Below are 14272 nucleotides of genomic sequence, written 5' to 3' on the forward strand. Positions count from 1 at the left end.
TACCGCATGATCGTGTGGGGCAAGCTCGTCGACGAACGCCCGCGCAGCAAGGGAAAGCCGCAAGCGCTCGTAGGCTGAGACCCGACACCTCCGGACGGGACGACGGGACGACCTAGTGGCACGCGCGCGCAACCGGATCGCCGGGATCATCAGCCTCTTCGGCGAACTCCTCATCACTGCGGGCCTGGTGCTCGGCCTCTTCGTCGTCTACTCCCTGTGGTGGACCAACGTCCTCGCCGACCGCGCCGCCGACAAGGACGGCGCCCAGGTCCGCGACCGGTGGGCCGACCAGAGCCCCGGCGCGCTCGACACCAAGGACGGCATCGGCTTCCTCCACGTACCCGCCATGAAGAACGGCGAGGTCCTCGTGAAGAAGGGCACCGGCACCGACGTCCTCAACCACGGCGTCGCCGGCTACTACACCGACCCGGTCAAGTCCGCGCTGCCGCAGGACAAGCAGGGCAACTTCACGCTCGCCGCGCACCGGGACGGGCACGGGGCCAAGTTCCACAACATCCACAAGCTGAGGACCGGGGACGCGATCGTCTTCGAGACCAAGGACACCTGGTACGTCTACAAGGTCTACAAGACGCTTCCCGAGACCACGAAGTACAACGTGGACGTCCTCCAGCCCGTCCCGAAGGAATCCGGGAAGACCAAGCCCGGCCGCTACATCACGCTGACCACCTGCACTCCCATGTACACCTCGGACTACCGCTACATCGTCTGGGGCGAACTGGCCCGCACGGAGAAGGTCGACCGCGACCGCACCCCTCCGGCGGAACTGCGCTGAGGACCGCACGCGGGAGAGCCCCGGACACGGGAAAGAACCCCGGACACGGGAGAGCCCCGGCATCCGCTCTGGATGCCGGGGCTCTCCCGTCGTACGTGCCGGGTGGGGCGGGCGTCAGTCGAAGAAGCCGCCGCCACCGCCGGGGTTGCCGTTGTTGTTGTCCCCGCCGCCTCCGCCCATCGTGAAGACGGTCACGGTCTCACCGGTGTTGATCATCGCGCCCGCTCCCGGGTTCGAGTTGATCACCGTGGCGTCCTCCTTGTCGGAGCCCGCCTGGACCACCGTGAGGCCGAGGGCCTCCAGCTGTCCCTTGACGTCCTTGAACTTCTTGCCCGCGATGTCGATCGGGATCTGGACCTGGGTCTGCTGCGGCCCCTTCGAGACCTTCAGCACGACCTGGACGTCCTTCGGCTGGTTCGACGGGCCCTGCGGGGTCTGGTCGACGACCGTGCCCGCGGGCTCGTTCGAGTCGACCTCCTCCTTGGACACGTTCATGAAGCCGATCGCGTTCAGCTGCTGGACCGCCTGGTCGTAGGTCCGGCCCTTGAAGCTCGGAAGCTCGGACAGCTGCTTCTTCGCGACCGTGATCGTGATCTCGGAGTTCTGCTCCGCCTTGGTGCCGCCGTCGGGGTTCTGGCGCAGGACCGTGCCGGGGTCCTCCTCGGACTCCTCCTGGTCGACCTTCACCTTGAAGCCCTTGGCCTTGAGGCTCTCCTCGGCCCGCTCCTGGGACTGCTCCACGACGTCCGGGACCTCGATGAGCGGGGCGCCCTCGGAGACGTACACCTGGACCGTGCCGTCGGAGTCCATCTTCGCGTTGCCGTCGGCGGCCGGCTCCTGGCGGCAGATGCTGTCCTTGGGCTGGTCACAGCGCTCGGTGCCGGCCTGCTGGATCTTCACCTGGGCGTTCGTCGCCAGATCCTGCGCCCTCTGCATGGTCTGGCCGACCAGCTGGGGAACGGTGACCTGCTGCGGGCCGTCCTTCTTGTCGAAGAGCGAGACGCCGATGAAGATCGCGCCGACGAGCACCAGGATGCCCGCGAGGACCAGGAGGATCGTCGACGTGTTCGACTTCTTCTGGCCGCCGCCACGACGGCGGTCCGGGCGGTCGTCGTAGCCGTAGCCGTCGGCGTCCGCGTTGACCGGCGGCATCATCGACGTCTGGCCGGCCGGGTCGGCCTGGCGCAGCGCCGTCGTCGGCTGGTCCTCCGGCGGATAGCCGTAGCCCCCGCCGTACGCGGGCGCGCCCGCCATGCCCATCCCCATGCCCATCGCGGCGGCGGCCGCGACCGGCTGACCGTCGAGGCAGGCCTCGATGTCCGCGCGCATCTCGTCGGCGGACTGGTACCGGTAGTCGGGGTCCTTGACCAGAGCCTTCAGGACGATGGCGTCCATCTCGGGCGTGATCTCGGGATCGAAGTTGCTCGGCGGCTGCGGCTCCTCGCGGACGTGCTGGTACGCGACCGCGACCGGGGAGTCGCCGATGAACGGGGGACGGACGGTGAGCAGCTCGTAGAGCAGGCAGCCCGTGGAGTACAGGTCGGAGCGGGCGTCGACCTGCTCGCCCTTGGCCTGCTCCGGGGAGAGGTACTGGGCCGTGCCGATCACCGCGGCGGTCTGCGTCATGGTCATGCCCGCGTCGCCCATGGCGCGCGCGATGCCGAAGTCCATGACCTTGACCTGGCCGGTGCGCGTCAGCATGACGTTCGCCGGCTTGATGTCACGGTGCACGATGCCGGCGCGGTGCGAGTACTCCAGCGCCTGGAGGATGCCGACCGTCATCTCGAGGGTGCGCTCGGGCAGCAGCTTGCGCCCGGAGTGCAGCAGCTCACGCAGGGTCGAACCGTCGACGTACTCCATCACGATGTACGGGATGGAGACCTGGTCGACGTAGTCCTCGCCGGTGTCGTAGACCGCGACGATCGCCGGATGGTTCAGCGAGGCGGCGGACTGTGCCTCACGGCGGAACCGGGCCTGGAAGGACGGATCACGGGCCAGGTCGGCCCGCAGCGTCTTCACGGCGACGGTGCGGCCGAGCCGGGTGTCCTGGGCGAGGTACACCTCGGCCATGCCACCACGGCCGAGCACCGGGCCCAGCTCGTACCGGCCGCCGAGGCGACGCGGCTCTTCCATAGCTAATCCAGCCCTCTCCGTCTGTCCCGACCGCACCCATGGGTGGTCCGGCGGTGTGTGCTGTTCGCGCATACGCTACCGGCCCCGGGAAGGCGATCCGCCCGGGGCCGGTAGCTGATACCTGACCGGTACCTGCCTCGTACGGGGTCCGGGGGGTCAGCCCCGGCCCTTGATGACCGCCTTCATCACGGCCTTCGCGATCGGGGCGGCGAGACCACCACCGGTGATGTCCTCACGGTCGGTGCCCTCCGAGTCCTCGACGACCACGGCGACCGCGACCGGGGAGCCCTCGGACGTCTTCGCGTACGAGATGAACCAGGCGTACGGGCGCTTCGCGTTCTTCTCGCCGTGCTGGGCCGTACCCGTCTTGCCGCCGACCTTCACGCCGTCCATGTTCAGGTCGGCGTTGCCGCCGGTGCCCTTGGTGACGACGTTCTCCATCATCTGCTGGAGCAGCTGGGCGTTCTCCGGGGAGACCGGGCGGCTCATCTCCTCCGGCTCGTTCTGCTTGATGATGTCGAGGTTCGGCGCCCGCAGCTGGTCGATCATGTACGGCTTCATCAGCTTGCCGTCGTTGGCGATCGCCGCCGTGACCATCGCCATCTGCAGCGGGGTGGTCGCGGTGTTGAACTGGCCGATCGAGGAGAGCGCGTTTCCACCGCGGTCGGAGTTCTTGTCGAACACGGAGGCGGAGGAGCGGACCGGGGTGAACTGCTCGGCGTTGAAGCCGAACTTCTCGGCCATCTCGACCATCTTGTCGCGGCCGACGTCGTCGCCGAGCTTCGCGAAGACCGAGTTGCAGGAGATCTCCAGCGCGTGGTTGAGGCTGGTGTTCGCGCAGCCCCGGGCGTGGTTGACCATCTCCCGGTTGGAGAGCGGGATCTTCCAGCCCTCGGGGGTGTCGGTCGCCGCGTTGATGTCGGTGACCTTGCCGTTCTCCAGCGCCGCGGCGGCCGTGACGACCTTGAAGACGGAGCCGGGCGGGTAGATCTCGCGGAGCGCGCGGTTCTGCTTGGGCTTGTTCTTGTCCTTCTCCAGCGCGACCCAGGCCTTCTCGTCGTCGCCCGAGTACCCGGCGAAGGAGGCGGGGTCGTACGACGGCGTGGACGCCATCGCGAGGATCTTGCCGGTCTTCGGCTCGATGGCGACGACGGCGCCGGTCTTGTCACCGAGGCCCTTGTAGGCCGCCTTCTGCGCGGCGCCGCTGAGGGTGGTGACGACGTCGCCGCCCTTCTTCTTCTCGCCGGTGAACATGGCGAGGGTGCGGTCGAAGAAGAGCCGGTCGTCGTTGCCGGTGAGGATGCCGTCCTCGATCTTCTCGATCTGGTTGGCGTCGTACGCCTGCGAGGCGTACCCGGTCACCGGGGCCCACATGGGGCCGTCGGTGTAGGTCCGCTTGAACTTGTAGAACTTGTCGCCCGAGTCGGCGGAGCCCGTTATGGGCTTGCCGTCCACGATGATGTTGCCGCGCTCGTTCGAGTACCGCTCGATCTGGACGCGGCGGTTCTTGGGGTGGGCGTTCAGCTCGTCGGCGCGAACGAACTGGAGCCAGTTGTCCCGCAGGAGCAGGGCGAAGACGAGCAGGCCGCAGAAGATCGCGACCCGGCGCAGTGGCTTGTTCACGGACGGACCACCTGGGTCATCTCGGCGTCGGGGTTCGGGGCGGGGGCGGGCGCCGGACGGCGCGCCGTGTCGCTGATCCGGATCAGGATGCCGATCAGAGCCCAGTTGGCGATCACGGACGAACCGCCGTACGCGAGGAACGGCATCGTCATACCGGTGAGCGGGATGAGACCCATCACACCGCCGGCGACGACGAAGACCTGCAGCGCGAACGCGCCGGAGAGGCCCATCGCGAGCAGCTTGCCGAAGGGGTCGCGGGCCGCGAGGGAGGTGCGGATACCGCGCTCGACGATCAGGCCGTACAGCAGCAGGAAGACCATCACGCCGGCCAGACCGAGCTCCTCGCCGACCGTGGCGAAGATGAAGTCGGAGTTGGCGGCGAACTGGATCAGGTCGGAATTGCCCTGGCCGAGTCCGGTGCCGAGGATGCCGCCCGAGCCGAAGGACATCAACACCTGTGTCATCTGGTCACAGGCGTTCAGCATGTTCTGGTCGGTCGCGGTCTCCAGGCAGCCGAAGGGGTCGAGCCACGCGGCCACACGCGACTGCACGTGGCTCGCCGTGGAGCCGACGACGACCGCGCCGGCGACGGCCATCAGCAGACCCATGACGATCCAGCTGGTCCGCTCGGTCGCCACGTACAGCATGATCACGAACATGCCGAAGAACAGCAGCGACGTACCGAGGTCGTTCTCGAAGACCAGGATCAGGAGGCTGACCGCCCAGATCGTGATGATCGGGCCCAGGTCACGGCCTCGCGGCAGGTAGAGCCCCATGAACCGGCGGCTGGCCAGCGCGAGCGCGTCCCGCTTCACCATCAGGTAGCCGGAGAAGAACACGGCGAGGACCAGCTTGGCGAACTCGCCGGGCTGGATCGAGAAGCCGCCGACCCGGATCCAGATCTTGGCGCCGAAGACGTCCGCGCCGAGGCCCGGGACGAGCGGCAGCAGCAGCAGGACGAGAGAGGCCGCCATGGAGATGTACGTGTAGCGCTGGAGAACCCGGTGGTCCTTGAGCAGCAGCAGCACGCCCACGAACATGGCGACGCCGATCGCCGAGTACATCATCTGGCTCGGGGCGTCCGGACTGAAGGAGCCGTAAGCGCGCTTGGCCGCCGCGATCAGCCGCGGCGACTGGTCGAGACGCCAGATCAGCACCAGGCCCATGCCGTTGAGCAGGGTCGCGAGGGGAAGCAGCAGCGGGTCCGCGTACGGGGCCCACTTCCGCACCACCAGGTGCGCTACGCCCGCGAGCAGGGCCAGGCCGAGGCCGTATCCCGCCATTCCGGCCGGGACCTTGCCGTCGATGGCCAGGCCCACGTTGAGATACGCGAACACCGGGATGACGACGGCGAACGCGAGCAGCGCCAGCTCGGTGTTGCGGCGGCTCGGCGCCTCGATCGCGCCGATGGTGGTCGTGTTGGTGACAACGCTCATGGTGGTGAAAGGCCCCCTACGGGTGCTTACTGCTTGCCGCAGTTCGAGGCCAGCTTCTGCTCCTCCGCGGTGAGGGTGGGACCCGGGGACGGAGCGGCTGTGGTGGGCTTGGATTCGGGAGTGGCGGTGCCGTCGGGCTTCTGCGTGGCCGGCGGCTTGCTCGCCTGGTCGGCGGCCTTCTCGGCGGCGGCGTGCCGCTGCTCTGCCTTCTTGCAGGCCGAAGCCTGCGCGGCCAGCTCGGTGATCTTCGTCTGGGCCTTGCCGAGGCTGCCGCCCGCGATCGTGTCCTCGACCTGCTTCCGCTGGTAGGCGGGGAGGTACTTGAGTTCGATCTCGGGGTGGTCCTTCTCGACCTTCGAGAGCGACACCCACGCCAGGTCCTGGCTGATGCCCTGGTACAGCGCCACGTGCTGGTCCTTGGAGCCCACGAAGTACTGCGTCTGCGTCCAGCGCCAGCCGCCGTAGAGGCCGCCGCCGACGAGACCGAGGACGAGAAGGAGGAAGAAGGAGCGCTTGAGCCACTTGCGGCCGGTGCGGGGCTTCACGAAGTCGTCGTCCGTGTACGACTCGAAGGAACCCTGCGGGGGCATCCCGCCGTACCCGTGGTCGTCACCGCTGCCGGGCGGACCGAAGCCGCCCGCGGGCGGCTGCTGGTGCGGTGCGGTGCGGCCGAGGCCGGAGGCGCGGCCGGCCGGGGTCTGCATCGCCCCGCCGTCGTTCAGCTGGGCCTGGTTCTCGGCGACGGCGCCCACGATGACCGGGGTGTCGCTGAGGTGACCGGCGAGGGTGTCGCCGCCGTCGACGTCGAGGACGTCGGCGACGATCACCGTGATGTTGTCGGGGCCGCCGCCGCGCAGCGCGAGCTGGATCAGCTCCTGCACGGTCTCCTGCGGGCCCTGGTAGCTGGCGAGGGTGTCCTCGAGGGTCTGGTGGGAGACCACGCCGGACAGGCCGTCGGAGCAGATCAGGTAGCGGTCGCCGGCCCGGACCTCACGGATCGAGAGGTCGGGTTCGACGTGGTCGCCGCTGCCGAGCGCGCGCATGAGGAGCGAGCGCTGCGGGTGGGTGGTGGCCTCTTCCTCGGTGATCCGGCCCTCGTCGACGAGGCGCTGGACCCAGGTGTGGTCCTGGGTGATCTGGGTGAGGACACCGTCGCGGAGCAGATAGGCGCGGGAGTCCCCGACGTGCACGAGACCGAGCCGCTGGCCGGTCCACAGGAGGGCCGTGAGCGTGGTGCCCATGCCCTCCAGCTGGGGGTCCTCCTCGACCATCATCCTCAGCTGGTCGTTGGCGCGCTGCACCGCCGTACCGAGCGAGGTGAGGATGTCGGAGCCGGGGACGTCGTCGTCGAGCGTGACGAGGGTGGAGATCACCTCGGAGGAGGCGACCTCGCCGGCGGCCTGGCCGCCCATGCCGTCGGCGATCGCGAGCAGCCGGGGCCCGGCGTAACCCGAGTCCTCGTTGCCCTCGCGGATCATGCCCTTGTGCGAGCCCGCGGCGAATCGCAGCGACAGAGTCATGCGCACCTGCCCTGTCGACGCTGCATCGGGGTACAGCCGGTCTCGACCCACACTGCCCACCCTCCGGTCGCTCCGGTCACGCCGGTCGCTTCAGTCTCTCCGGTCGGGAGCGCGGCACGGCCTGTGGCGGGGACCGTCCAGGCTCGCTCGCTCCACTCGCGCCTATTCATGATGTAGCACTACTTCCGCAGCTCGATGACGGTCTTGCCGATGCGGATCGGCGCGCCCAGCGGAATGGGTGTGGCGGTGGTGAGGCGGGTCCGGTCGAGATACGTGCCGTTGGTGGACCCGAGGTCCTCGACGATCCACTGGCCGTCCCGGTCCGGGTAGATCCTGGCGTGACGGCTCGACGCGTAGTCGTCGTCGAGGACGATCGTCGAGTCGTGCGCCCGGCCCAGCGTGATCGTCTGGCCCTGGAGGGCGACGGTCGTGCCGGTGAGGGTGCCTTCGGAGACGACCAGTTTGGTCGGGGCACCACGACGCTGGCGGCCGCCCGTGTTCTGCTGGCCGCGCTGCTGCGGAGGCGCGGCGGCCTGGCGCGTGTTCTGTTGAGGCCGCGCCTCCTGGCGACGCGAACCGCGCTGGGTGACCCGCGTACCGAAGAGGTCGCTGCGGATGACCTGGACGGCCACGATGACGAACAGCCACAGAACGGCCAGGAAACCCAACCGCATGACCGTCAGGGTCAGCTCTGACATTGCCCCCGCTTCACCCTTCGGCTTGCCGGTAAACGATGGTGGTGCTGCCCACGACGATCCGCGAGCCGTCGCGGAGCGTAGCGCGGGTGGTGTGCTGCCCGTCCACCACGATGCCGTTGGTGGATCCCAGATCCTGGATCGTCGAGGGCGTTCCGGTCCGGATCTCGCAGTGCCGGCGGGAGACGCCGGGATCGTCGATCCTCACGTCCGCGTCGGTGCTGCGGCCGAGGACCAGGGTCGGGCGCGAGATCTGGTGGCGGGTGCCGTTGATCTCGATCCAGCGGCGCACGGAGGCGCCCGATCCGGCGTGGGTGCCGGGGCCGGGCGTGGATCCGGGGCCGCCCGCGGGACGCCCCGAGGGCGCCGCCGGCCGGTGGCCGGGCGCGCCGGGAGGCGGGGAGGCGGGCATGGGCGGGGCGCCGGCCGGGGGGTACCCGTAGCCGCCGCGGCCCTGCTGCTGATGCTGCTGCTGCCCCGCGGACGGGGGCTGCGGCTGTGACGTACTCGACGCGAGCGTGCGGCTGCGGACGCGGTACAGGCCGGTGTCGAGATCCTCGGCCTTCTCCAGGTGGACCTTGATCGGGCCCATGAAGGTGTACCGCTGCTGCTTCGCGTAGTCCCTGACCAGGCCGGCGAGCTCGTCGCCGAGCTGGCCCGAGTAGGGGCTGAGACGCTCGTAGTCCGGCGTGCTCAGTTCCACGATGAAGTCGTTGGGCACGACGGTCCGCTCACGGTTCCAGATCGTCGCGTTGTTGTCGCACTCGCGCTGGAGCGCGCCGGCGATCTCGACGGGCTGGACCTCGGACTTGAAGACCTTGGCGAAGGTGCCGTTGACCAGGCCTTCGAGACGCTGCTCGAAACGCTTCATGACTCCCATGGGGCACCTCCTCCGTCGTTGTCGCCCTGGTACTGCTTACTGATCGTATCCACGCGTCGGGAAATCGGCTGGTTCCCCTTCTCTGCCCTGTGGACGAGTGTCACCTCTCACAGGCTTTCCCCACGGATCGTAGAGGCGGCCTGTGGACAGTGTCCCGCACCCGGCTGTGGGAGCGGAGGCGCGGGCAGGGGTTCCGGGAGGGTCCGTCCGCATCCGCCCTCCTTCTCCCTTCCTTCTTCCTTCCTCCACCGGTCCTTCTCCCCTCCTCTCCTTCTCCCGTCGTCTCCGTCTCACTCCTCTCCGGCCCGCCCGCCCCGCGGTCCCGCGGGGCCCTCCGCACGGCTCGTCCGCCGCGCCCCGGCGCGCCTCACTCCTCTCCTTGTTCTCCGGGGGCGGGGGCGAAACAACGGATGTGAATCCACGGTCTGCGACGTGCTAATCTTCAGATGTCGCCAGGCGCTCCCACTGAAAAGTGAGAGGGCAGGGAGACCACCCAATGCGCGGGTGGCGGAATAGGCAGACGCGCTGGATTCAGGTTCCAGTGCCCGAAAGGGCGTGGGGGTTCAACTCCCCCCTCGCGCACCAGACGGAAGCCCCGTAGGTCATCGACCTACGGGGCTTCCGCGTATGTCGACACCGATGTGAGCCTTCCCACGTCGGTGGCGGAGGACGCGCGACTTTTGTCTTCGGAGTCCGAGACGAAAGAGGGACGTCCGGGGTGCCGGGCGCTGCCTAGGGTTCGAGCGTGGACGAAATGTCGAAGTCGGGGAGCTGGAGCGCGCGGGAGGTCGGGGCCCGGGCCGCCGCCTGGTGGCACTGGTTCGCGCTGCCCGGGCAGTGGTCGCGACGCAGGATCACCGGTGAGGTGGCCCTCGCCGTGGTCGTCGCCGTGCTGGCCGCCGGTACCGAGGAGCTCATGGGCGGCGCGGGATGGCGGCTGGCCGCCGTCGCCGCCGGGGCTGCCGCCCTGTCGCTTCTGAGGCGCAGACTCCCCGCGAGCGTGCTCGTCCTCACCGCCGGGCTCGCGCCCTTCGTGCCCGGTCTCGGGCCGCTGCTCCTCGTGCTCGGCTGGTCGTCCGGCCGGTACGTCGCCAGCGCCGGGCGGGCCCTGGCCGCGTTCGTCGCCGCGTTCGTCCTGAACGTCGGCGGGACGCTCCTGGAGACCTGGGACCGCCAGCGGCTGCTGACCGTCGCCCTCATGGCGACCCTCTACTACCTGGGCACCACCCTCGCCCCCGGCCTCGCCCACCGCTACTGGACCCAGCGCCGGACCCTGCTGCACGCGCTCCAGGAGCGCAACGCGCAGCTGCTGTGGGAGCGGAACATGGTGGTCTGGCAGGCGCGGCTGCGCGAGCGGCAGCGGATCGCCCAGGACATGCACGACAGCCTCGGGCACCAGTTGGCGCTGATCGCCGTGCACACGGGGGCCCTGGAGGTGGACCGGGACCTGAGCGAGCGGCAGCGCGAGGCCGTCGGCGTCCTGCGGAACGCCTCGGTGACCGCCATGCACGAACTCCGGGAGGTCGTCGGGATACTCCGCGACGGTGTGGCGGCGGAGGACGGGACGGCGTCGCCGCCCGCGCGGGCCGGGGACGAGACGGGACGGGCCGCGCGCGGGATCGCCGGCATCGAGGGGCTCGTGGCGGCGGCCAGCGCCGCCGGCACCTCGGTCGGGCTGAGGCGGCTGGGGGAGGAGAGACCCCTCGCACCGGCCGCGGACCACGCCGCGTACAGGATCGTGCAGGAGGCCCTGACCAACGCCTACAAGCACGCGCCGGGGACGCCGATCGGCGTCGAGCTGCGGTACGAGCCGGACACCTTCGTCGTCGAGGTCGTCAACGGGAAGCCCGTCGACGGGCCGGTCCAGGACGTCGTGAGCGGCGGGCAGGGGCTGGCGGGCCTCGTCGAGAGGGCCCGGCTGGTGGGCGGCATGTGCCACGCGGGTCCGGCCGACGGCGGCGGGTTCCGGGTGGCCGGGATGCTCCCCTACGGCGCGGCGCCCGTCGCGGAGGCAGCGCCTTTGGTCGATGCCGCCGACGACTTCCGGCAGCAGACAACGAAGCCGCTGGTGGGCGATGGTCGTCCGGTCGCGGTCGGGCCTGCCGACTGGACGATCACGGAGCGGGAGCTGGCGATGGCGATGCGCGGGGGCAAGGGCAGGAGCACGGGCGGGGCGATCGCCATCGGCTGCGGGATCGCGTTCGCGGCGCTGGTCATGCTGGTCGTGGCAGCCGGCTTCGGTCTCTATTTCCTCATGGGTTCGCTGAAGGACGGGATGATCGACCCGGCGCAGTACGACGAGGTCAAGGTCGGGATGAGCGAGAAGGAGGTCCGCGACCGGCTGCCGTCGGGCGACACCATAGCCACGGCCGGCCTCGGGGGCTCGGGCCCCGCACGGCCGGAGGGGGCCAGCTGTCTGGTGCTGATGTCCTCGGAGATGGGTGACACCACCTACGAGGAGGAGCCCGTTTTCCGGTTCTGCTTCAAGGACGGCAAGCTGATCGAGAAGAAGTCGTACGTGGTCGAGCAGCGGTAGAGCTGAACCGCCCGTACCGGAGGCGTGGGGGAGAAGCTGTGACAGGGCAGCCCATCAGGGTCGTGATCGCCGACGACGAGCCTCTGATCAGAGCCGGGATCCGGATGATCCTCATCTCGGACCCGGGGATCGAGGTCGTCGGGGAGGCCGCCGACGGGCGGGCCGCGGTCGAGGCCGCTCGGGCGCACGCCGCCGACGTGGTCCTCCTCGACATCCAGATGCCGGTGCTCGACGGCCTGTCGGCACTGCCCGAGCTGCGCCGGGCCGCACCCGCGGCCCGGGTGATCATCCTGACGACCTTCGGGGAGCGGGAGAACGTCCTGCGGGCCCTGGAGCACGGGGGTGCCGGCTTCCTGCTCAAGGACACCGCGCCCGCCGAACTGATCGGTGCGGTGCGGGCGGCCGCAGCCGGAGACGCCTATCTGTCCCCGGCGGCGACTCGGCACGTGGTGGAGCGGCTGGCCACCGGCCGGGAGGCGGCGCGCGCCGAGGAGGCACGGGCACGGGTGGCGGCGCTCAGCGAGAAGGAGCGTGACGTCCTGGCGCTGCTCGGCGAAGGCCTCTCCAACGCGGACGCCGGCAAGCGGCTGCACATGAGCGAGGCCACGGTGAAGACGTACGTGAGCCGGATCCTGGCCAAGCTGCACTGCGAGAACCGGGTGCAGGCGGCGCTCCTCGCGCGGGACGCGGGGCTGTAGAGACGCGCCGTCGGCGGGGCTGGGGGCGGGGGCTGCGCGGGAGGGCCCGGGGGGCGGGCCCGGCGCCGTCGCGTCCGGGGCGCTCTCAGACCGAGGGGGTGCCGGGGGCGGGGCTCGTGGCCGTGGCGTTGTAGCGCAGGAGGTACGCGGCGAAGCGGGCGAGGTCCTCGGCCGGCCAGTCCTCCAGGCGCTCCTCGAAGGCGGCCAGACGGTTCGTCTGGGCCGAGGCGAGGACCTTCGTGCCGGCCTCGGTGGGATGCAGGACGTGCACCCGGTGGTCGTCGGGGGCCGGACGGCGCTCGACGAATCCGAGCTTCTCCAGGCCGGCGACCTGCCGGCTGACCGTCGACTTGTCCAGGAAGTAGTGGGCCGCGAGGTCGGTGGCGCGGCAGCCGCGCTGCTCCTCGATGTGGGCGAGGAGCGTGTACGAGACGAGCGGGAGCTCGGGGTGGACCTGGGCGGCCGCGGCGCGGGCCCGGCGGGCGAAGGCCGTCAGTTCGCGCTGGATGACGTCCACGGACGCCTCGCGGGGTGGCTGTGCGCCGGTGGTCATCGTGCGCTCCCTGCTGTGGTTCGGGGACGGAGTCGGAGTCGGGGGCCGGGCTCTGCTCGGGTGCGGGTGGCTCGCCACGACCTTTCGGTTGTATAGTACAACGAGTCTTTAGTTGTAAAAGCCAACCATGGAGGTCTCGGTGTCCGCAGGACCGAACACCAGCGTTGCGTTGCGGCATGTCCTCGGGCATCTGCTCACCCCCCTGTTGATGTGCGTCGGCATGGGACTCGCCTACCTCGGTGCCTTCCACGCGCCCGAACCCCACGGCCTGCGCGTCGACGTCGTCGGCTCCGGCCCCACCACACAGGTCCTCGCGCAGACGCTCCACGACAAGGGAGCCGGCGCCCTCGACGTCCGCACCGTCCCCGACCGGGAGACGGCCGTCTCCGCACTGCACGAGCAGCGCAGCTTCGGCGCCTACATTCCCGGGGAGAAGCCCGAACTGCTCGTCGCCTCCGGCTCCTCCGACACCAGCGCCATGGCCGTCGAGAAGGTGTTCACCAAGGTCGCCGCCGCCCAGGACGCACCGCTCAAGGTCACCGACACCGCCCCCACCGCCTCCGGCGACCCCACGGGTCAGGGCGTCTTCTTCCTGCTCGTCGCCCTCAGCATCGGCGCGTACGCCTCGGTCGCCGTCATCGGCGGAGCCGGAGCCGTCCTCCCCATGCGGATCAGGGCACTCCTCGCCGCCGGCATGTCCCTCGTCGTCAGCCTGATCGGAACCCTCTTCGCCGGGCCGGTCTTCCACCTGGTCGACCACGGGCTCGGCGGCGTGTGGGCGATGGCCTGGCTGTACGCGGCGGGCATCCTGGCCGTCGGCGTCGGCCTGCACACCTTCCTGCGCCGCTGGACCACGCTCGGCGTGATGGTGCTCTTCGTCATGCTCAACTTCACGAGCTCCGGCGGCATCTACCGCCCCGAGCTCCAGCCCGGGTTCTTCGGCGCGCTCCACGCCTTCTGGAACGGTGCGGGCTTCGTCGAGGGCGTACGCGGCCACGTCTACTTCGGCGGCCACGGACTCGGCGGGAACGTCCTCGTCCTCGCCCTCTGGCTCGTCGCCGGCGCCGCACTCGTCGTCCTCGCCGGACTCACGGAGGCCCGGCGCCGGAAGGCGAGCGCCCTCGCCGCGGCGCCCTCCGCACCCGGGGCCCGGCCCGCGTCGCGGGAACGGTCGGAATCCGGGACCCGGTCCGCGTCGGAGGAGGAGACGCCGGAGGAGAAGACGTCGGAGGAGAAGACCTTGGAGGAGAAGACCTTGGAGGAGAAGACCTCGGAGGAGGAGATGGAGGAGGCCGTCGCGGTCTGACGGCCGGTGCCACGCACGGGGATCCCGAGGTTGTCCACAGGCTGGTGGGTGCGTTGTCCACAGGGGGAGACGGTCGATCGGGAACGGCGGTACGGTCAG

11 protein-coding genes, 1 tRNA gene and 1 pseudogene are annotated in these 14272 nt (G+C 70.0%); 6 read left to right on the forward strand and 7 right to left on the reverse strand.

All coding sequences use genetic code 11. The annotated features are described in order from the left end of the window. Together ACFV2S_RS26230 and ACFV2S_RS26235 are read left to right on the forward strand one after the other, a co-directional pair. A pseudogene (locus tag ACFV2S_RS26230) lies at positions 1 to 78 on the forward strand (class E sortase); the annotation flags it as partial. Between the two features lie 37 nt (positions 79 to 115). Next, complete coding sequence (locus tag ACFV2S_RS26235; RefSeq protein WP_385563795.1) at positions 116 to 793, forward strand: class E sortase; 678 nt, start codon at positions 116 to 118, stop codon at positions 791 to 793. Between the two features lie 114 nt (positions 794 to 907). Here the strand turns inward: ACFV2S_RS26235 and pknB are convergent, their stop codons facing one another. From pknB to ACFV2S_RS26265, 6 genes are all read right to left on the reverse strand, one after another. Further along, on the reverse strand, positions 908 to 2926 hold the full coding sequence (gene pknB / locus ACFV2S_RS26240; protein WP_385563798.1) for a Stk1 family PASTA domain-containing Ser/Thr kinase: 2019 nt from the start codon (positions 2924 to 2926) through the stop codon (positions 908 to 910). A gap of 156 nt (positions 2927 to 3082) precedes the next feature. After that, positions 3083 to 4549 (reverse strand): peptidoglycan D,D-transpeptidase FtsI family protein, encoded by a 1467-nt coding sequence (locus ACFV2S_RS26245; RefSeq protein ID WP_383785394.1) that lies wholly within the window; start codon positions 4547 to 4549, stop codon positions 3083 to 3085. Beyond that, positions 4546 to 5985 carry an FtsW/RodA/SpoVE family cell cycle protein gene (locus tag ACFV2S_RS26250; RefSeq protein WP_383785396.1) on the reverse strand — a complete coding sequence of 480 codons (1440 nt, stop codon included), beginning with the start codon at positions 5983 to 5985 and terminating at the stop codon, positions 4546 to 4548. Before ACFV2S_RS26250 ends, ACFV2S_RS26245 begins: the two co-directional genes overlap by 4 nt. Positions 5986 to 6011: 26 nt before the next feature. Beyond that, positions 6012 to 7505, reverse strand: a complete 1494-nt coding sequence (locus ACFV2S_RS26255; protein WP_385563803.1) for a Stp1/IreP family PP2C-type Ser/Thr phosphatase — start codon at positions 7503 to 7505, stop codon at positions 6012 to 6014. 179 nt (positions 7506 to 7684) lie between these two features. Next, positions 7685 to 8203, reverse strand: a complete 519-nt coding sequence (locus ACFV2S_RS26260) for an FHA domain-containing protein (protein ID WP_385563806.1) — start codon at positions 8201 to 8203, stop codon at positions 7685 to 7687. A 10-nt stretch (positions 8204 to 8213) separates the two neighbouring features. Further along, entirely contained in the window at positions 8214 to 9080 is an 867-nt protein-coding gene (locus tag ACFV2S_RS26265; RefSeq protein WP_385563809.1) for an FhaA domain-containing protein, read from the reverse strand. A 498-nt stretch (positions 9081 to 9578) separates the two neighbouring features. On the opposite strand from ACFV2S_RS26265, the gene ACFV2S_RS26270 reads away from it, so the two are divergent. The 3 genes from ACFV2S_RS26270 to ACFV2S_RS26280 all read left to right on the forward strand — a co-directional run bounded on the left by ACFV2S_RS26270 (position 9579) and on the right by ACFV2S_RS26280 (position 12314). Continuing rightward, positions 9579 to 9665, forward strand: a tRNA-Leu gene (locus ACFV2S_RS26270). A 169-nt stretch (positions 9666 to 9834) separates the two neighbouring features. Further along, a complete protein-coding gene (locus ACFV2S_RS26275) occupies positions 9835 to 11616 on the forward strand; it encodes a sensor histidine kinase (protein WP_385564070.1) in 1782 nt (593 codons plus the stop codon). A 38-nt stretch (positions 11617 to 11654) separates the two neighbouring features. Beyond that, a complete protein-coding gene (locus tag ACFV2S_RS26280) occupies positions 11655 to 12314 on the forward strand; it encodes a response regulator (protein WP_383785408.1) in 660 nt (219 codons plus the stop codon). A gap of 85 nt (positions 12315 to 12399) precedes the next feature. Here the strand turns inward: ACFV2S_RS26280 and ACFV2S_RS26285 are convergent, their stop codons facing one another. Next, positions 12400 to 12867: a MarR family winged helix-turn-helix transcriptional regulator gene (locus ACFV2S_RS26285; RefSeq protein ID WP_385563812.1), complete on the reverse strand. Its 468-nt coding sequence runs from the start codon at positions 12865 to 12867 to the stop codon at positions 12400 to 12402. A 127-nt stretch (positions 12868 to 12994) separates the two neighbouring features. Here ACFV2S_RS26285 and ACFV2S_RS26290 point away from each other — a divergent pair, with 127 nt between their 5' ends. Then, on the forward strand, positions 12995 to 14173 hold the full coding sequence (locus ACFV2S_RS26290) for a hypothetical protein (RefSeq protein ID WP_385563815.1): 1179 nt from the start codon (positions 12995 to 12997) through the stop codon (positions 14171 to 14173). Positions 14174 to 14272 lie beyond the last annotated feature (99 nt).

Origin of the sequence: Streptomyces sp. NPDC059695 (genome assembly GCF_042733785.1) — a bacterium.
Taxonomy (GTDB): Bacteria; Actinomycetota; Actinomycetes; order Streptomycetales; family Streptomycetaceae; genus Streptomyces.

Bases quoted from the DNA above. Each gene is read 5' to 3' on its own strand.
- ACFV2S_RS26285 (WP_385563812.1), bottom strand. From the start codon at position 12,867: ATGACCACCGGCGCACAGCCACCCCGCGAGGCGTCCGTGGACGTCATC.
- ACFV2S_RS26260 (WP_385563806.1), bottom strand. From the start codon at position 8,203: ATGTCAGAGCTGACCCTGACGGTCATGCGGTTGGGTTTCCTGGCCGTT.
- ACFV2S_RS26265 (WP_385563809.1), bottom strand. From the start codon at position 9,080: ATGGGAGTCATGAAGCGTTTCGAGCAGCGTCTCGAAGGCCTGGTCAAC.
- ACFV2S_RS26275 (WP_385564070.1), top strand. From the start codon at position 9,835: ATGTCGAAGTCGGGGAGCTGGAGCGCGCGGGAGGTCGGGGCCCGGGCC.
- ACFV2S_RS26250 (WP_383785396.1), bottom strand. From the start codon at position 5,985: ATGAGCGTTGTCACCAACACGACCACCATCGGCGCGATCGAGGCGCCG.
- pknB (WP_385563798.1), bottom strand. From the start codon at position 2,926: ATGGAAGAGCCGCGTCGCCTCGGCGGCCGGTACGAGCTGGGCCCGGTG.
- ACFV2S_RS26255 (WP_385563803.1), bottom strand. From the start codon at position 7,505: ATGACTCTGTCGCTGCGATTCGCCGCGGGCTCGCACAAGGGCATGATC.
- ACFV2S_RS26290 (WP_385563815.1), top strand. From the start codon at position 12,995: ATGGAGGTCTCGGTGTCCGCAGGACCGAACACCAGCGTTGCGTTGCGG.